The sequence below is a fragment of the Anaerobacillus sp. genome, assembly GCF_046314235.1.
In the GTDB taxonomy this organism is placed as follows: domain Bacteria; phylum Bacillota; class Bacilli; order Bacillales; family Anaerobacillaceae; genus Anaerobacillus.
In genome coordinates this window covers 409,542-428,014 of record NZ_JBKBWN010000001.1, presented here as the reverse complement: position 1 = coordinate 428,014, position 18,473 = coordinate 409,542, and the positions used below count along the sequence as shown (strand labels likewise).

The 18,473-nt window shown below is 36.3% G+C and carries 15 protein-coding genes and 1 pseudogene; 12 read left to right on the top strand and 4 right to left on the bottom strand.

Annotation, left to right across the window (positions count from 1 at the left end):
• Positions 1 to 14 precede the first annotated feature (14 nt).
• A pseudogene (locus ACK4M9_RS01955) lies at positions 15 to 293 on the bottom strand (ATP-binding protein); the annotation flags it as partial.
• 42 nt (positions 294 to 335) lie between these two features.
• Between ACK4M9_RS01955 and ACK4M9_RS22735 the strand changes: the two are divergent.
• Positions 336 to 503 carry a hypothetical protein gene (locus ACK4M9_RS22735; protein WP_486303940.1) on the top strand — a complete coding sequence of 56 codons (168 nt, stop codon included), beginning with the start codon at positions 336 to 338 and terminating at the stop codon, positions 501 to 503.
• A 238-nt stretch (positions 504 to 741) separates the two neighbouring features.
• Here ACK4M9_RS22735 and ACK4M9_RS01950 read toward each other — a convergent pair whose 3' ends face one another.
• Positions 742 to 1,446: a DUF421 domain-containing protein gene (locus ACK4M9_RS01950; RefSeq protein ID WP_409847300.1), complete on the bottom strand. Its 705-nt coding sequence runs from the start codon at positions 1,444 to 1,446 to the stop codon at positions 742 to 744.
• A 274-nt stretch (positions 1,447 to 1,720) separates the two neighbouring features.
• Here ACK4M9_RS01950 and ACK4M9_RS01945 point away from each other — a divergent pair, with 274 nt between their 5' ends.
• From ACK4M9_RS01945 to ACK4M9_RS01920, 6 genes are all read left to right on the top strand, one after another.
• Positions 1,721 to 2,113: a globin domain-containing protein gene (locus ACK4M9_RS01945; protein WP_409847297.1), complete on the top strand. Its 393-nt coding sequence runs from the start codon at positions 1,721 to 1,723 to the stop codon at positions 2,111 to 2,113.
• 326 nt (positions 2,114 to 2,439) lie between these two features.
• The gene (locus tag ACK4M9_RS01940; RefSeq protein ID WP_409847295.1) at positions 2,440 to 2,574 is read left to right on the top strand and encodes a hypothetical protein; all 135 of its coding nucleotides are present in this window, start codon (positions 2,440 to 2,442) and stop codon (positions 2,572 to 2,574) included.
• Between the two features lie 56 nt (positions 2,575 to 2,630).
• Positions 2,631 to 3,329: an SAM-dependent methyltransferase gene (locus ACK4M9_RS01935; RefSeq protein ID WP_409847291.1), complete on the top strand. Its 699-nt coding sequence runs from the start codon at positions 2,631 to 2,633 to the stop codon at positions 3,327 to 3,329.
• Between the two features lie 20 nt (positions 3,330 to 3,349).
• Positions 3,350 to 4,195 carry a DUF6544 family protein gene (locus ACK4M9_RS01930; RefSeq protein ID WP_409847288.1) on the top strand — a complete coding sequence of 282 codons (846 nt, stop codon included), beginning with the start codon at positions 3,350 to 3,352 and terminating at the stop codon, positions 4,193 to 4,195.
• Positions 4,196 to 4,354: 159 nt separating this feature from the next.
• Positions 4,355 to 5,338, top strand: a complete 984-nt coding sequence (locus ACK4M9_RS01925) for a MerR family transcriptional regulator (protein ID WP_409847286.1) — start codon at positions 4,355 to 4,357, stop codon at positions 5,336 to 5,338.
• 357 nt (positions 5,339 to 5,695) lie between these two features.
• Positions 5,696 to 6,148 carry a hypothetical protein gene (locus tag ACK4M9_RS01920; RefSeq protein WP_409847283.1) on the top strand — a complete coding sequence of 151 codons (453 nt, stop codon included), beginning with the start codon at positions 5,696 to 5,698 and terminating at the stop codon, positions 6,146 to 6,148.
• A 303-nt stretch (positions 6,149 to 6,451) separates the two neighbouring features.
• Here ACK4M9_RS01920 and hprK read toward each other — a convergent pair whose 3' ends face one another.
• Positions 6,452 to 7,387 carry an HPr(Ser) kinase/phosphatase gene (gene hprK, locus ACK4M9_RS01915; protein ID WP_409847280.1) on the bottom strand — a complete coding sequence of 312 codons (936 nt, stop codon included), beginning with the start codon at positions 7,385 to 7,387 and terminating at the stop codon, positions 6,452 to 6,454.
• Between the two features lie 339 nt (positions 7,388 to 7,726).
• On the opposite strand from hprK, the gene ACK4M9_RS01910 reads away from it, so the two are divergent.
• Both ACK4M9_RS01910 and ACK4M9_RS01905 read left to right on the top strand, forming a co-directional pair.
• A complete protein-coding gene (locus ACK4M9_RS01910; RefSeq protein WP_409847277.1) occupies positions 7,727 to 8,011 on the top strand; it encodes a late competence development ComFB family protein in 285 nt (94 codons plus the stop codon).
• 318 nt (positions 8,012 to 8,329) lie between these two features.
• Entirely contained in the window at positions 8,330 to 13,570 is a 5,241-nt protein-coding gene (locus ACK4M9_RS01905; RefSeq protein ID WP_409847275.1) for an alpha-amylase family glycosyl hydrolase, read from the top strand.
• 75 nt (positions 13,571 to 13,645) lie between these two features.
• Here the strand turns inward: ACK4M9_RS01905 and ACK4M9_RS01900 are convergent, their stop codons facing one another.
• Positions 13,646 to 15,127: a methyl-accepting chemotaxis protein gene (locus tag ACK4M9_RS01900; RefSeq protein ID WP_409847272.1), complete on the bottom strand. Its 1,482-nt coding sequence runs from the start codon at positions 15,125 to 15,127 to the stop codon at positions 13,646 to 13,648.
• Positions 15,128 to 15,415: 288 nt separating this feature from the next.
• On the opposite strand from ACK4M9_RS01900, the gene ACK4M9_RS01895 reads away from it, so the two are divergent.
• From ACK4M9_RS01895 to ACK4M9_RS01885, 3 genes are all read left to right on the top strand, one after another.
• A complete protein-coding gene (locus ACK4M9_RS01895; RefSeq protein ID WP_409847269.1) occupies positions 15,416 to 16,033 on the top strand; it encodes a TetR/AcrR family transcriptional regulator in 618 nt (205 codons plus the stop codon).
• A gap of 246 nt (positions 16,034 to 16,279) precedes the next feature.
• A complete protein-coding gene (locus ACK4M9_RS01890; RefSeq protein WP_409847266.1) occupies positions 16,280 to 17,491 on the top strand; it encodes a PocR ligand-binding domain-containing protein in 1,212 nt (403 codons plus the stop codon).
• A 45-nt stretch (positions 17,492 to 17,536) separates the two neighbouring features.
• Positions 17,537 to 18,256, top strand: coding sequence for a helix-turn-helix domain-containing protein (locus ACK4M9_RS01885; protein ID WP_409847263.1), 720 nt, complete (start codon positions 17,537 to 17,539; stop codon positions 18,254 to 18,256).
• Positions 18,257 to 18,473 lie beyond the last annotated feature (217 nt).

The window sequence follows — 18,473 nt, the reverse complement described above, 5'->3', positions numbered from 1 at the left end:
ATGAACACTTTTTGCTAATTAATTTTGACAGTTTCTCGCTTAAAAATGGAAGTTCGATGCTTCATTCGATAACTGCTACCATCAAATTGAATGATCTCCGCTCGATGAACAATTCTGTCCAATATTGCAGTTGTTATTGCTGGATCACCGAGAAGTTCTCCCCAATCACTCGGCCCTTTATTTGAGGTTAGAATGATTGAGGAAGTATTATAAAGATCATTAATTAAATGAAAGAATAAGTTTGCTTCTCTTTGGTCCACGGCCATAAACATTAAATCATCAATAATTACTATTTTGTGGAAACTGGATTAACCTTCGCATAAAAAGACAAAGGCATACCTTGCAGAATAGAATTAGCAGATGATTGGTACTTAATCTTGGGTACCGAAGGTGTTAGATTAAACCTTCATCATGAAGAAACTTACAAAATTAGACATAAAACGGAAGCGAAGTATGGCCTAGTCGCTTCTTCTCTTTTTGGACAAATATATGGGCAAATCTAGGACAATTAATTTAATCAAATTCTCGTCAATATGGGGCGTCTGTAACCCTAGGCACCTAAATTGATATTGTTTAGTGTAAATATCTGTTTTGTCACCCTCGTTAAGATATTTACACAATTTTTACCTTATTATAATTTCTCCTTAAGCAAAAGCTTTTCTTAATAAAATTAATAATATTATCTAGACACTAAAAGGTCAGCACAACACGCTGACCTTTAATAATTAGATTATAATCTTTTTATTCAAACTTTAATTGAGTATTTTTATCCATTCTCTTGTCAATATAAATCGTACCTAGTTGATCAATTTGCGCAAAAAAAACTTCTTTAATGGATGGGATATTATTCTCCTTTAAAACTTGTTTTACCCACTCCATATCTTTACCTAACATCTTCAGACTATTTGGCAACACTTGCCCATCGATAATAAAGGCTTGAGGTACCCCACGATTAGCCTGAATGTTAAAAATATCTTTTTGTGTTGCGGTTAGATGTGGTGGTTTAGCAAGTACAGTAATTGTTCCGTCTGTTTCCAATATAGCAGTGTCCACTTGATCAACGTAGAAGAACCCTTTTTTCCTAAGACCGCATAACAAACTGTCCATCGTCAGGCGGACTTTTTTTAGCCCGTCCTCGAGTACTTGCCCATTCTTAATTAAGTAGGTAGGTTCATCCTCTAACATTTTTCTGCCCCAAAAACTTTTTATTGCAGTTAAACTACTAAGAAACGTATAAAAACAAAATAGAATTAACCCTACCATACCAACCAAAACAGGTACGTCTTTCATAAGCATGGAACTTGCTACTACCGACCCAATCGTAATCCCAGCTACATAATCGAAAAAGGTCATTTGAGAAATTAGTTTCTTATTTAATAAACGACAAAGGATGTACAGTACAATAAATCCAGTCGTAGTACGGATAATCATTTCAAATATTGTCACAACAACCATCTCCAATGTTTAATGTACAACAGCAATAGTTTCTCCATTTATTTCTAATTTATTTAATAGTTCGCTAAAGAGTTAATGTTCAAATACCTGTGAGCATCCGTCACTTTACTATGTAATATATTCACTTGTGCACTTAACTCCACTATAAAACAATCTTAAGTGACTATAGTGAAAAAGTTAGAATTTTGGAATTCTGGTGACATTGGTCACAAGGCGCTGCTTTTATTTTCTGTATAATATAGGAAAAAAAAGAGTGGGTGAAAATATGGAGAATAATTTAAAATCGCTATATACCGAAATCGGTGGTCAAGAAACAATTGATAAGCTTGTAGATGCTTTCTATCCACGTGTTTATGCTGATGAGGAGTTAAGGCCACTATTTGAGGGAGACATCGATGAGATAAAGAGAAAGCAGCGGATGTTTTTACCGCAATTTTTAGGAGGTCCTGCGCTCTACAGTCAGGAGTTTGGGCCACCTGCTATGAGGGAGCGTCATTTGCCTTTTGAAGTAACACCGAAAAGAGCACAGTGCTGGTTGAAATGTATGAAAGAAGCTTTTAAAGAAGTTGGTCTGTTTAACACTCCAGCTGGAACGGCATTCTACGCTCGTTTAACTCAGGTAGCACAAATAATGGTCAATTGTCCGGATAAAGAATAGAACTTTTGAATGCTTGCTCCAATGAATATTTAATTAAGGTGACTTAATAATTACCTGATCAAAAATACTTTAATTTCCTTGCAAATCGCAAGGAAATTTTTTAGTTTTACAGTTCTTTCAATAGGATGTCCAGAATTACCTGAAATCGAAATTCAGTCCTGGCCACTCACCATCCTATTCCAACATCAACCCTCACTTATAATTCACAAAACCGTCACTTGGAAATTAGTGACAACAACCTAAATGTGTAATATATTACATAATTGAAAGGAGGTTACTATAAATGAACAATATAGATGACGAGAGTTTTATTTTTGGAGGTTTCTTTGACATATAAGCTCCAAGTTCGCGGTGACCAACTGCATCACAATATCATTCTTTTATGTGGATCGATCTCACAAATATCGCTGGTAGTTGAAGGTGAGAATTTTCTTATTTTATTTGGGAATTTCTTATCGTAGCGTCGGCGATTTCAATCCTAATTTCACTAAAAAATTAACGAAAAGGAGTATTCCATATGAGACAGTTCAAACGAACGGAAAACTATTATAAAACCTATAAAAACTTTATTGAGAAAAATACAATGCTAGGCCCTAATGCTATGTGGCTAATTGAAATTCTTTCTGAAAAAATGGATTTACAACCTGGGATGCGGGTGTTAGATATGGGTTGTGGCATGGGCTTAACCTCAATTTTTTTAGCAAAAGAATTTGGTGTTACTGTATTTGCCAACGATCTTTGGATTAGTCCCACTGACAATTACCAACGCTTTGTTGAAATGGGAGTGGCAGACAAAGTTTTCCCATTAAAAGCTGAGGCTCATGCATTACCATATGCTGACGGATTTTTTGATGCAGCGATTAGTATTGATGCCTACCATTATTTTGGCACGGATGAAACGTATTTTCCTAGTATTTATGGAAAGTTAGTAAAAAGGGGCGGCCAATTCGGAATGATTAGCCCAGGTTTAACGAAGGAGTTTCCAAATGAATTACCTGAAAAAATGAAGCCGTACTGGGATCCGGAAATGTACTCCTTTCATAGCGCTAACTGGTGGCGACAGCTTTGGGAGAAAACAGGAATTGTGGATGTAACACTGGCAGAGTCGCTACAAGACGGAAAAGAAATTTGGCGAAAAACAGCGGACTTTGAACTCCACGAAGCAGATACAGAAAACTATTTAACTTTAATTATGATGACAGCTGTTAAAAAGTGACGAATTAGGAGGATATCCAAGTGAATATTTTAAAGATTGCTATTGTCGGTTCACTATTGATAGGAGGAGCAGCCCTCTTTATTGGAACTGGCTCAATGCTAAAATTATTTAATGAAAACAAAGCGTTAGAACTAAACAAAACCTATGGTAGTGAAAAGAAGATTACTGCAGAGGACATTGCTCATTTACCTGAACCGGTACAAAAGTATATGAATTATGTTGGATTTGTAAACAATGAGTTGCAATACAACTCTGAGGTCATTTGGGCTGATAGTAAAATTAAGCTAAAGCCTGAACAAAATTGGATGGACTTACAAACATTACAATTTAACTCAGTTCAGGAACCGATGAGGGTTGCTTATATGAAAGGAAGAATGTTTGGACTTCCTGTCGAGGTAAGGGAAGTGTTGCAAGCAGGCTCTGGAAATATGCGCGGGAAAATTTCTGGAATAATTCCTCTATTTAATACGAGTGATTATGAAGTTATTGAATCCGGATTACTCACAATATTATCGGAAGTACCGTTAGTTTCTGGCTATATTTTAGCCGAATACATTACTTGGGAACCTGTTGATTCAACAACTGCAAAAGCTAGGCTGCGCTATGGTGACTATGATGTTAGTGGAACCTTCTTTTTTAATGAAAAAGGTGAGTATATTCGTTTTGAAACAGCGGAACGAAACTATGAACTGCCTACTGGTGGCTATAAAAAAGAGAAGTGGACAATTATTGTCGAGGATTACAAAGATAACGGTGTCTACAAACATCCCGTAACCGTTTCAGCTGTATGGAATTTACCTGAAGGTGATTATACGTATTGGGTAGGGACAATTTCAGAAGTGAAAACTAACGTTGGTGGAAACTAACTAGTGGAAATTCTACAAAAAATTGTGATTGGGCACGTAGATTTCCTATCCTCCCAGTCTCCATTATTGTCTTAAAGCATTTTAATAAAACTTTTCACTTCCCTGTTGACTTTGACGCGATGTCGTACTTTAAGATTAATTCAGAAAGGAGATGAGAGTATGGTAATGATGACTATCAGTGAGGTATCGAGAACGTTTAATGTAACGACACGTATGTTACGTTATTATGAGCAAATAGGACTTTTATCGAGTCTGCGCAAAGAAGATTACGCCTACCGAGTATATGACGAAATTGCTGTAAGACGTCTGCAGCAAATAATCATTTTAAGAAAGTTGCGTATTCCTTTGAAACAAATTGCTGTAATTCTTGAAGACGCTAGACAGGCTTCTATTATTAGGATATTCGAGGAGAATATTAAAGAACTAGATAACGAGATTGTTGCGCTAAGTACAATAAGGGATATATTGCGAATGTGTATTCTGCGCCTCAATAATAAAGTCCAGAAGTCTGTTAAACTCGATCTATTACAGGATGAAGATATTCTTAAAATTGCTGATGCTCTTAACCTTTCAAGAATTAATTTTAAGGAGGAATATTCAATGGAAGAAATGAAAAAAGTTAACGATGCTCTTGGAAAGCTAAAGAATGTACGTTTGGTGTTATTACCTCCTTGTACAGTAGCTTCATACCATTATATCGGAGAAAATCCAGAAGAAACCGTAGGCGCTCAGATGGATAAATTTATTCGCGAAAGCAAGCTGTATGAGCTGAAACCAGATGCGAGAATGTTTGGATTTAATCATCCTAACCCAACAAGTGAAAAGCCTCATTATGGCTATGAGACTTGGGTAACAATACCTGTTGATATGGAAGTGCCAGTACCTCTTAAAAAGAAACATTTTGAAGGAGGTTTATACGCTGCCCACACTATTAAATTTGGAGACTTTCACGAGTGGCAATACTTATATAATTGGGCAGAAAACAATGAGAAATATGCTCCAAATTTCAGTGAGCTAGGTGAAGAAATTATGAGTGGGTGCCTCGAGGAACATTTAAACTGGGTTTATGCTTCTCACACGGGGTGGCCAAATGATGGCATTGATGGAATGCTTGATTTATTATTACCGGTAAAGGTTAAGTAATTTAATCGATGGGTTAAAACCTTGTGGTGAAGATACTGTTTATGCTGGTGGTATCATATCTAGTGCTGTTGACGACATAAAATGTGCAGAAGTCCTAATGGAGATTGAAGGGTAGTTTTGATACAAAAAAGTTATTAAGAGGAGAAAGAAAGGCTGGGACATAAGTGTCTGCCACCACGCGGGACAAACTAAATATAGACAGTCAGATTTATCAAATGTCTATATTTGATGCCTAGCGGTGTCTGACACTTTGTTATACCCCAGCCGCCTTTTTTTTCTTTCCAAATTGGTACGATTTTAAAGTAGAAATCACCCAAAAATAATAGTATAATTTGTCCATAAAAGGAGGTGAATTTGATGATTGAACAAAGATTGGATAAAATTGAAGATATGCTCTCTCAATTGATAAGAATGGTAGGAAAGTTAAGTGAAGAGCAGCAGGAAATGAAGAAAGAGCAACAGGAAATGAGGAAAGAGCAGCAGGAAATGAAGAAAGATCAACAGGAAATGAGGAAAGAGCAGCAGGAAATGAAGAAAGAGCAACAGGAAATGAGGAAAGAGCAGCAGGAAATGAAGAACGGGCAACAGGAAATGAGGAAAGAGCAGCAGGAAATGAAGAACGGGCAACAGGAAATGAAGAAAGAGCAAATGGACATGAAGTCACGGTTAGATGAGATAGAAAAAAATAATGAGACACGGCATGAACAAATCATTGACCGTTTCGAGTCCTTTGAAAGAGATAAAGATTTCATTTGGGAAAAGACTGTGCGCAATGAAAGAGAAATTGGAAATTTAAAAAGACTCTTCTAGAATACTCCGCAAGAAAATTCAAGAAACTCCTCACAACTAATTAAATTTCATTCAATGAGGCTGGGACAGAAGTTGTCTCCCCTGTGAATAGTATCTACAGGAAAGTTCACTTTCTTCGATTGGATGTTTTGTGTCGACTATATTTACATTCATGTTGGTGAAAGTGAACTTTCATTGGTGTCTGAGACCAACAAAGTTTACAATATATAGACTTTACCTTTCGTACACCATAGATATATTGCAACTGTTGGTATCTACCTTTGTTTTGTCCCAACCTCATCTCATATTTGCCCTTTTGAGATCTTACTCCAACGCAGACCCAGACATTTCAGCCTCAATCCTGCTAATAAACTCTTCTGCTGCACTGTATCCCTGCTGTTTTAATATCCAGTTATGCACGGCTGCTTCAATCAAGCCTGCAACGTCACGACCAGGTTGAACTTGAATTTCAATGGAAGGTATTTTTACGCCCATGTACTCTGTAAATTTAAGTTCGTGATCCAACTCGTTATTCAAGGCATCCTTCTCCCATTTCGTCAGGGTAATATCAAGAGAAATTCGTGTTTCCTCTTGAAAGGCCTTTTGCCCGTATAAGCGGACTACATTCAACAGCCCTATACTACGAAGTGCCAAATATTCCTTTGTTTTCACATCATGGGTACCTAAAAGTGTATGTGGACTAATCTTCTTTAAGACAACAATGTCATCAGCGACTAGCCGGTGCCCACGACCAATTAACGTATGCGCTGTTTCACTTTTTCCGACTCCAGACTTGCCTCGTAGTAAGATACCAATCCCAGACACGTTCAAACAAACGCCATGGATCGATATTTGTGGTGCTAACTCATTTGACAAATATGCTTCTAACGTTGTAATAAACTCCGTAGTTGACTCCACGTTTTTAGTAATCAACAATGGTATTTCTTCCTCTAAACAATGATGTTTTAAATATGTAAGTTCATCTTCCTTTGCTTTGACAATGAAGCATGGTGGGTGGTAATGAACGATATTTCCGATTCTGGTTTTACGTTCTTCTTTGCTAAGCTTATGTAAGTAAGTAACTTCCTTTGTTCCTAAAACTTGAATTCGCTCGGTAGGGAAAAAATCAAAAAAACCAACAAACTCAAGCCCTGGACGGTGGACTCGTGATTTGGTAATCGATCTTTTTAAATGCTTTCCGCCAACTAATACTTTTAATGAAAATCTTTCAACTAAACTTTCCACAGTTACTCTTTGCATCTATTCACCATCCTAACCTGATTAAAAGCCACAATTATATAGGGCTATTCAAAGTTTAATGTGGGTATTTTAAATCGCCTACAATATAAAAGATATATACTTATAACATACCACAAAATTGCAATAGCATTAATGTGAAATTAGTGAATTTGGAAAGGTTGCGTTGTTTTTATTTCATTTAAAGCATATCTACAGTTCGTTTCGAAAATAATAAGTCTACAGGAAGTGAAGGAGCACCCGCGACTTTAGTTGTTCGCAAGAGGTCAATGAAAATTAGACGTTTCCTTGGAAAACAACAATTGGTATACTAATGAGATCATATTTAAGGAAAGGGTTGTCATGGAAACTAGGGGATACAAAAACATCATGGAGGAAATAGTTGAGGTATTAGTAGTCACTCTTCTTGCAGGGCCAGAGTATCAAACTTTTTGTAAATGTAAGAAGTGTAGGAATGATGTCATTGCACTTTCACTAAATAGCTTACCTCCTCAATACGCTACTACACAAGAAAACAGACAAAGAGTCTATGAAAGTTACAATCAACCGAGTATGAGGAAATGGGTAAATAAAAGGATTATAAGCTCGTTGCATATCGTCAATAAATACCCGCAACATAAAGGTTAACTTAATTAACTTGAAATTAATACCATAATGAAGTAGCCCTTGATTGGATAGAGTCCTTTCAAGGTTTTTTTTGAAAAAAACAAATTTTTGGGTGAAATAACCAGTAATCCCATTAATAATAAATAGAGTTAATACTAGCATCATAGTATTATATTCTTACCTCGAGAAAACGTTTGCATAAGTTGTTATGTAGTAGTACTATAGTATTAACCTTGAGAAAACGTTTGCACAAATTTATTAGTCTACTAATAACACAAACTACTTTTGAGAGGGATTACCGCAAAATGTAGTTTATCTGAGAAAGGGGTAACAAACACCATGATAAAAAAGCAACACAAAAGGCTCCTATCGCTTTATATGTCATTGTTAATGATCTTTTCTGTGTTTACAGGATATGCTCCTGTTGTTACAGCGGAAGGAACTAGCAATTCTAGTATCGAGGTAGATTGGGAAAAAGTTCCGACATTAGCGAGATCACAAACAGCTGGTTGGCAAGGTTTTAATATTGATAACTTAAAAGTAAAGATGGATGAGAATTACTTTTACTTTTATGTTGAAGCAAAAAACGTGGCTAACTGGGGGGAACGAGGTTTAACCCTTAACTTAGGCTTAAATGTAAATGATGTTAATTCAAATGTGTCCGCCATTCCTTCGTATCAAGTAGCATCAATAGGACAAACTTCTAATCTGAAACATGCATTTAAATATAGTGATGCTGAGTCATTTAAAAAGCCTCAGTATAACATTCAATTGCAAGTCAAAAACGACAACGAAGTATATTACGGAGCTGTTTATAACGCAACTAATCTAAACGCTCCAGTATTATCTACAGTTCACGGTTTAAAAGGCGCCCAATTTAAAGTGGACCGAACAAAAAGCTTCCAAGGTAAAATTCCTTTAAGTGAATTAAACTTTAATGCTTCTGATGACATTCGCGCAATAGCTGTGTTATCAGGAAATCACGATTGGCAGCATGGTGCGTTTGATGTAATTCCAAAAGTAGAAGGAAACACGGTTGCTACATCTTGGAACCACCAAGCATCCCCAAATGTATTATCTGTTTATAGTGATGTATATGAAGCGCCACAAGGTTTGTTGTTTACTGGTAGTACGCCTGCAGATGGTGCAACAAATGTTTCAATTGGTACAGATATTCGTGTGAATTTTGCAGATAATATTAATCTAGTTAATGCTTCTAAAATTGAAGTGGTAGATCATGAGGCAAATTCAGTTGCTTTCACTGCAACCGTAACAGACAATCGTTTAACGGTTGTACCAGCGAACAAGTTACTAAATTCAAAAACGTATACAGTGAAAGTCCTAGCTGGAGCGGTATCAGCTAAAGAATCGGGAGCAATCAATGATGAACTTCAATTCTCGTTTAGTACGAGAGCGTTTGATAGTCCTGTTATTCATACAAATGGCACAGTAACATTTAATGCCGCTTTTAACGGTGATGAGTTATACATGGTTGGGAGCTTAAACGACTGGAATATTGCTAACGCCATTGCAATGGACAAGCAAGATGGAAGATTTACGAAAACATTACCTTTAGCTCCAGGAACGTATCAATACAAGTTTATTCCGCAACGTTCATGGACTGGCGGTGACTTCGTAGATCCACTTAACCCAAAAGTCTCAGGTGGTAACTCGGTTGTACATGTACCTGGTGTACTGCTTCCAGAGGTACCTTCAAATGCAGAACGAAATGATGAAATTACTTTAAAAGCAAGATTTTTAAATGATCAAGGAAATACAGTTGATGTTGATGCGAACTGGTCATTAGTAGAACCAGTTGCTGGTGTTAACTTGGATGGGAATAAATTAACAGTCGCTAGCTCAGTACCGTTAAATCGAGAGTTCAAAGTACGTGCTGAACATCAAGGTTTTACAAATGAAAAAATGATTACAGTAGTTGCAACAATGTTTGAGTATACAATAAATTACTATCGTTTTGATGGTAATCAAAGTGACTGGAACTTATGGATTTGGGGCAATGGAATGCCTGGTAGTCAATTTGATTTTGCCGGTAAAAATGATGAGTTTGCTACAGGAACTTACCGTTTCGCTAATAATAGCATTACGTTTAAAACTCGGTTAGGTGATTGGCAAGCAGAGGAGTCGGAAAGAACGATCACAGTGCCAGCTGGTCAAAAAAAGGTTGAAGTATGGATCGTGCAAGGAACAAACGACGTATTCTATAGTAAAAATGATGTACTACTAGCAGATCCTCCTGCTGTTCGCTTCCATTATGAGCGAGCTGATAAAAATTATGAGGGCTGGAATATTTGGACGTGGAACACTGGTGCTAAAGATGGCCAGATCGACTTCGACCGCGTTGTTAATGATGTAGCAATTGCAAACATCGAGGTTGGTGCAAAGATTGAGCGTATGGGCTTTAAAGTACGTAGAGGTACTGGCTGGAATAATATTGATGTTGACGTAGACCGTCTCATCTCAGTAAGCCCAACAGAAAGCATTACAAAAGTATTTGTAAAAAGCGGTCAACAAGAATTCCGTACTTTGCCGTTTGCAAGAGGACCTTTATTAGATGCAGGTAATGCAACGTTTTATTACCGTGACGCAAACTTGTATAAAGAAGATGCAATGGATCAAATTGAAAAAGTAGCTGTTAAAATAAATGGACAAGTTCATGAAATGAACTATATTGAAAATGATCAACGTTTCATTATTACAGTTGCTGATTTACAAGAAGGTACGTATGAGTATACGTTTTTAGTTACGATTAATGGTGTGACTTCTGAAGTCTCAGATCCTTACAATTTAAGTGTCGATCGTAAGTCATATATTGAATATCGCGAGCTAAAGCTTAACTTAAACGCTACAGTTTACCCAGAAACTATTGACTACAATGAAAATGCAGTATTGTCGGTTGATGTTACAGGAATTGACAATGAATCTGACATTCGTGAATTTTATGTTGACTTAACAGCCTTAGGTGGAAAAAATAAAGTGAAAATTTCACCTGAATTAAACTCCGTTACGATCGCTGTTCGAGACAATGTAGCAACGGGTGTGAAAACATTACCGATTACATTGGTTGACAAATTTGGTTATACGCATAATACAGAAGCAACAATAAGTGTAAAACCTCGAGTAGTAACTAGTGAAAAAGACTTTGATTGGGATGAAGCGCGTATTTACTTCATGCTAACTGACCGTTTTGCTGATGGTGACGCGTCTAACAACTTTGCACCTGGATATGATCCTTCAAGCCCGGGCCACTATCAAGGTGGAGATTTCAAAGGGGTAACGCAAAACTTAGATTATCTTTATGATTTAGGGATTAATACAATTTGGATTACACCAATTGTTGAAAACATCTACTATGATGTAGCTTACAATAGTGACCAAATTCCTTACTATGCTTACCATGGGTATTGGGCATTAAATTTTGAGGAATTAAACCCACATTTAGGAACACTTGATGACTTCCATGAACTAATTGATGCAGCGAGTGATCGTGGCATGAAGATTATGGTTGATATCGTGGTCAATCATACTGGTTATGGTTTAAAAGCTGGAGATGGAAATACGACAAATCCTCCAGTTGGCTACACAACTGATGAAGACCGAGCACGTTTTGCTCATATGTTACGCCATGATGGAGGAATTCCTGGACATGATGTGTTTGGTGAGCTTGCTGGTTTACCAGATTTAAAGACTGAGGTTCCAGAAGTTCGTCAACAATTAGTGGATTGGCAAGTAGCATGGTTAGATAAAGCGAGAACTGAAAAAGGAAATACGATTGATTACTTCCGAGTGGATACAGTAAAACATGTAGACTCTCCAACTTGGATGGCACTTAAAAATGGTTTGACGTTAGAAAAACCAGATTTCAAGATGATTGGTGAAGTATGGGGCGCAGGACCTAACAATGATTCAGGGTTTTTAAATTCTGGAACAATGGACTCACTAGTAGACTTTGACTTTAAGTATATTGCTCGTGATTTAGTAAATGGACAAATTACGTCAGTTAATAATCGAATTTCTGCTAGAAATGAGAGCATTAACAACACAGCAACTTTAGGGCAGTTTTTAGGAAGTCACGACGAAGATGGATTCCTTGAGCAATTTAGAGGAGCAGATGGAACTGTAAACTTAGCGCTATTAAAGGTTGCAGCTGCATTACAAATCACATCAAAAGGACAACCGGTTATTTATTACGGGGAAGAGCTTGGATTATCAGGTGTTGATAACTGGCCGTACTATGACAACCGTCCTGTATTCCCTTGGCACAAAGTCGAAGGAAATGATGTACTTGCACATTATCAGAAGCTACTGCACGCACGTAAAGATTATTCACAAGTATTTTCAAAAGGAACGCATACACTTCTAAAAGGAAATAATGCTACTGGTTATATGATTTTTGAACGAAAATACAACGGTGAATCCGTTGTTGTTGGTATTAACACAAAAGACGCAGCAGCTAATGTATCTGTACAAGTTCCATTTGCAGCAAACAGCACTGTGACAGATGTTTATAATGGTCATACGTACACTGTTGGTGAAAATGGTGAAGTAAATCTTACACTTCCTGGACGAGCTGAAGGTGCAACGTTCATTTTAGTAGCTGGTGTTGTTTTAGATCCAATTGACGGAAGTGAACCAACAGAACCAGAAGTACCTGTTACAGGAGAACCAGGAACATCGACAGAACCAGAAGCACCTGTTACAGAAGAACCAGGAACATCGACAGAACCAGAAGTACCTGTTACAGAAGAGCAAGAAAAATCAACAGAACCTGGTAAAGAGCAACCGATTACTCCGCAACCAGAAAAACCTGCAACAGAAAAACCTGGCACTACTAAGCCTGTTGCAGAAGCGCCAAAAGCTGAGCAAAAAGTAAATGGAAACCTAGATAAGAAAACGAATGTTGTTACAATTGATACAAAATCAGTAATGAAAGTAGCAACAAACGGATTGTTAATCATCGATTTAAAAGCAACAGAAGGGAATACAGTTGCTAAAGTCCAATTAACTAAAGAGCAAGTAACAGAGCTCCGTAGCAAAAATGCAACAGTTGAGCTAATGAAAAATAACGTTTCAGTTTCGTTCCCTATGGCCAATTTACTAGGTAATGAACCAGTTGAGTTTATGATCGAACAGTATCAAGATTATAAAGGGGCATTGTCTGCTGTTTATGACTTTACAGTGAAGCAGGGAGAAACAATCATTTCGAACTTTGAGCAACCAGTAAAGTTAACATTTAAAGTAGATGCATTTAAGGTGAAAAACCCTAACAATGTAAAAGTTTTCTACTATAATGAAGAAACTGGTAAGTGGGAAAATATCGGTGGTACCTATAAAAATGGCTATATCACTGCAGAAACTTACCACTTCAGTATTTTTACAGTGTTTGAAGTAGAAGATACAGTTGAAGAACTAGCAGGAGATGCTCCAATGGTTCATGTAGGAGTTAAACTTCCAGACACAGCTACAGCATTATACAACTATTTATTAATTGGAATGCTATTAATAGCGGCTGGTAGCAGTATCTTCTTTTACCAAAGAAAAAAGCTAGCAAAAACTAACTAATATCTCAAAAAAAGTAGGGTGGTGCATGCACTGCCCTACTTTTGCGTTTTTTTTTGAGATTAAAAGGATATCCTATTAATCTTTATTAACTTTAACCAAATGTTGTAACTGATTTGAAAGTAACTCTAACTCTTTAAAGGAATCTACTAATTGATTAATTTGTGTGTGCTGTTCTTCTACGCTTGCCAGGATTTCTTCGATGGATGCACTAGACTCCTCTGAACCACTAGAGAGGGCAGAAATTTCATCAATAATAGCTGAAAAATTATGCTCCATCGCCTGTAATTGTTGATCGACTAACTGGGCTTGTCCAAGGACTTCATTTGAATGTTCGAGCATTTCAATGAAGCTAGACTTTGTTTGTTCGGTCATGTCTAAACTAGTAGTAACTGCTTGCTCACCTTCATGGACTTGCTTTGCAACTTGACCAGTCTTTATCGAAATCTCGTTAAGGATTGTAGCGATTTCAGTGGTTGAGTTTTTTGAACTCTCTGCTAGCTTTCTAACTTCGCCAGCTACAACAGCAAATCCCTTCCCTGCTTCACCAGCGCGGGCTGCTTCAATTGCAGCATTTAATGCTAGTAAATTTGTCTGTTCTGTAACTTCAGATATTTTACCTAAGATCGTCCCAATCTTCTGCGTTTCATTGTTTAATTCCTGCATTAATCCACTTGCACTAAGTATCGAAGCATTCACTTGATGAATGTTGTTTGACAATTTTTCTATCATTTGTTGTCCTTTGTTGGATGTTTGTTCTGTCTTTCTAGAAATTAGCGAGAGGGTCTTGGAATTTTGAACGACATTATTAACAATAACACCAGAATCATGCATCGATTCATTCATATCAGTAACACTACTGGCTTGAGCTTCGATGACCTTTGATACTTCGGAAAAAGCAATGGCTAACTCATCGGAAATATGATTTGTTTTCTCTATCTTTGATTTAAATGTTGAATTAAACGAAGTGAGAACAGCAACTGAGTCGTTTACTTTGGAAAGCAACTTCTCGACATGTTTTCTTCTGTGTTCAATTTCAGTGCTATCTTGTTCCATTTTCTTCATGGTCTTGCCACCTAAATAGGCTTGCGTAACAAAAATAATGACTGTTGCTAGATTGATAGCCGTAAACATAATTAATATTTTTATATCGGCACCATAAAACATAGTCTCGTTAAATCTTATGAAGAAAAAGATTGATAACAGTATCCCTAAAAAGCCAGATATTGCAATAGAGACAATTTGGTGGTATAGCATGACTATAGCTAAACTAAAATAAATTAAGAAAAAGTTCGATAGTTTTGGTGAACCAATGACAGTGATTAAAATTAATAGTGAAAAACCAATCGCCACATAATAATGTAAGTGAACCGTGAACAAACGCATATAGGTGAAGATTGTCATAGGAATTACAATAAACAGCCCGGCTAATCCGTAAGTAATTATTGCAACTGATTCTGAATTACTGAGTATACTACTTGCGAGACCTAATAAATAAGCAAACCATAATAAAATAGTAACAATTTTGTTTCTCCCTTGAAAATATAAGCTTTTGTCCAAAATCTTTACCCCATTTCTTCTGTAGCTAAATTTTTTCAGGTTTATTATCGATTATTCGAACGTCGTAGAAAGGTTTTTGACTTTCATCTAAATAAGTGAAAATGTTCACATGTTTAGACGATAGGAAAACATGTATCACTGCGATTTACTAAGTATAAAAAACGAACGTTCGTTATGTAAATCATACCGCACCTTATTTTACCAGTCAATGTTTGATTATAACGTTTTATTTTCAGTGGAAAGAGTGATAATGTAGAGGGAAGAAGGTATGATCACGGAGGAATATCAATGAAAAATATAGATATCGCAGGTAAAGATAAAATAATAGAGGCAGCCAAAATTGTTGTAAGTAAACACGGAGTAAATAAAGCGACCGTTCGTGAAATTGCTAAAGAAGCAGAGCTTAGTACGGGGGCGATTTATCATTATTACAAATCAAAAGAAGAAATCTTATATGATCTGTTAGATCAAAGCTTAAGGGTGACAACAACAATAGCTGAAAAGTCACAAAACGAGAACGAAGATAATAAAGAATTAATTCAAGACATTTACCATGCTACGCTAGAACGCTTTTATAAAAAAACTGAAAGTAGGTTACAGTTTCATTTGATGAATGAGATTGTCACTGGAAATGGTGAGCTTAAAGAGAAATTTCAAGAGAAATATAATGAGTGGATTACTCGTATTGAAGAAATTCTAAAAAACGTCTACGGTTTAAATTCTCATGAATTGAGTCGGCCACTAGCGACTTGGATTATTGCGAGTGTGGACGGTGTCGTTTTGCAAAGTTTGTTAGATAATGGAGAAGAAGATTTAAATGGAATGTTTAAGGTTTTGGAAATTTTGGTCCATGAAGGTCTGCCACACTTTATCGGCTTGATCAATCAACATGCAAAGAGAGCTTAATGAGCTGCAATCATAAATAAACGATAGAAAACACATTCTATTTTTTGGGAGCTATCACATATCAGCTGCATAATCACAGAACATCCTTTTTTCCATTGCTTTGAGTTATTCAGGTCTTTCACTTTTTTGTGTTTTTCTTTTAACTTCATAAAATAGTCGGAATTTATGGGAGAATCTAGGTTTACTTAGCAATATAAACGTTGTAGTGTTAAAAGAAATGACTCCTTAAAATGAGAGGCAAAAATTATGAGAAGAATATTACAGCTTGATAATGTAGTTGAAGTTGAAACGTTACAAAAAATTCAAGATGCTTTTTCTGAAGCAACAGGATTTGCTGCGATTACTGTGGACTACCGTGGAAAGCCTTATACAAAACATAGTGGCTGTTCCAAATACTGTTCGATTATTCGTTATCGAAGTGAAACGAAAGACTTGTGTGAAAAATGTGATTCACGGGCTGGCTTAGAAGCAGCACGGACAGGCGCACCTTATATATATATGTGTCATTCTGGTTTTATAGATTTTGCGGCGCCTATTATTGTTAATGGTCAGTACTTAGGTTCAATTATGGGCGGGCAGGTGGTCAGCGCTGATAATACTTCGAATATTGACTACATTGTTGACGAAACAATTGATATCGAAGATGATGTTGAACTTATTGAAGCGTATACCCAAATACCAATTGTTCCCTTTAAGAAAATAGAGGCGGCTGCGCATTTAATGTTTAACATCGCAAATAAGATCGCCCAAAAAGGCTATGTTAATGTCATTCAGAAAGAATTACATGAGCAATCACTACAATTAATACAGTCTAGAACTTCTGAAGCCAATTTAGAGACGGCTTTAAAAGCGGCAGAATTAAAGACACTCCAATCTCAGATTAACCGGCAATTTTTAATTCAAGCATTGAATATCGTAGGTAATCTCTCCTTTATAGAAAACGCACCTAAAACTGAAGAAGCTACCTTCGTATTTATTGACGTTGTGAAGTTTTTAATTTCCAATATCGGCAAAGAGGTAACGATTGAAGAGGAACTTAAGTATATAAACAATTACTTAACCCTCCAAAAAATTCGTTTAGGAGAAAGGTTCTCCTATGAAATTGTCGTAGCTGAAAATACAAAACAATTCATGATCCCATCAATGATGATCCAACCGATCGTTGAAAATGCTATACTTCACGGACTTGAAACGAAATCAGGAGAATGCTTAATTAGAGTCCATATTCAATTAAACGGTGATTTTATTGAAATAATCGTCGAGGATAACGGTGTGGGAATGAGTGAACAAGTATTAGCAAAGATTTCGCAACCGAAAAACCAGGAAACTAGCATGGTCATGAATTTGAATGTGTTAAAGACGCGCTTAATGGAGAGGTATTCAAATAAAGCTAAGTTACAGATTACTAGTAAAGAGAATATCGGAACAGTTGTTACGATTGCTTTGCCTCTTTTTTAATGGACGAAAATATAGTGCTATTGTAAAAGAAGGGAGAGTTGAGAAATGTTCAAAGTCATTATTGCTGATTTGGAACCAATTCAAAGAGAAGCGATAAAATTACTTTTACAGCAAAGATTTCAAAGACAAGTCATTATACTAGAAACAGATAATGGTCAAGACGTCGTTGACTTGGTACGAACGAAGCATATAGATTTACTCATTTTAGAAAATCGTTTAATTGGTCTAGATGGGCTAGCTTGTGTTAAAAAAATAAAAGATATAAAGTCTTGGCAAAAGTGCATCGTCTTTACCATGCTAGATACAGAGGCAATGCGAGAAGCATATCGATCAATTGGTGTTACGCAAATTTTAATTAAGCCATTAAGACCACATATTTTCATAGATGAGATCAGTAAAGTTTTAGCAACCAACTCTGATATGCCTAAGAAAAAAGGAAATAAGAAGATTGAGGAAATCATTGAGTTTATCGATAGTCATTTAAACGAAGATTTGACTTTGACGTATGTTGCTGAACAGATGGATCTTAGCTCATATTATTTAAGTAAAGTTTTTAAAAAAGAATTAGGAGTTAATTTCGTTAAATATGTAACGGAACGGAAAATGGAAAAAGCAAAAGCTCTATTAAAAGATATTGAAATTCCTATTGTCAATATTGCATTTGAGATGGGGTTTCCAGAACCAAGTTACTTCACAAAAGTATTTAAAAAGGTTGAGAATATGACACCTACTCAATATCGCAATCAACATACGAGGTGGAATTGAATTCCACAATAAGGTGTATACAGAAAAGTAAAGAGTCCAAGTTTGTTAAATAGACTAAACTAATGAGAGGATAGTATGCTCAGTATTGAGCATACTATCCTCTTTTCTTATCAGCCGATTTTTTGAGCAATTCAGGAAAGCTCAATCTACGATCGTTGCTTTGAAGATATTACCTTTGGTTTCAACTGTATTTTTGTTGAAGAATAAGGTACATTTG

Excerpts from the sequence above, each read along its gene's own strand:
- hprK (WP_409847280.1), bottom strand. The coding sequence starts at position 7,387 with ATGCAAAGAGTAACTGTGGAAAGTTTAGTTGAAAGATTTTCATTAAAA.
- ACK4M9_RS01885 (WP_409847263.1), top strand. The coding sequence starts at position 17,537 with ATGTTCAAAGTCATTATTGCTGATTTGGAACCAATTCAAAGAGAAGCG.
- ACK4M9_RS01905 (WP_409847275.1), top strand. The coding sequence starts at position 8,330 with ATGATAAAAAAGCAACACAAAAGGCTCCTATCGCTTTATATGTCATTG.
- ACK4M9_RS01920 (WP_409847283.1), top strand. The coding sequence starts at position 5,696 with ATGATTGAACAAAGATTGGATAAAATTGAAGATATGCTCTCTCAATTG.
- ACK4M9_RS01945 (WP_409847297.1), top strand. The coding sequence starts at position 1,721 with ATGGAGAATAATTTAAAATCGCTATATACCGAAATCGGTGGTCAAGAA.
- ACK4M9_RS01890 (WP_409847266.1), top strand. The coding sequence starts at position 16,280 with ATGAGAAGAATATTACAGCTTGATAATGTAGTTGAAGTTGAAACGTTA.
- ACK4M9_RS01935 (WP_409847291.1), top strand. The coding sequence starts at position 2,631 with ATGAGACAGTTCAAACGAACGGAAAACTATTATAAAACCTATAAAAAC.
- ACK4M9_RS01895 (WP_409847269.1), top strand. The coding sequence starts at position 15,416 with ATGAAAAATATAGATATCGCAGGTAAAGATAAAATAATAGAGGCAGCC.
- ACK4M9_RS01910 (WP_409847277.1), top strand. The coding sequence starts at position 7,727 with ATGGAAACTAGGGGATACAAAAACATCATGGAGGAAATAGTTGAGGTA.
- ACK4M9_RS01925 (WP_409847286.1), top strand. The coding sequence starts at position 4,355 with ATGGTAATGATGACTATCAGTGAGGTATCGAGAACGTTTAATGTAACG.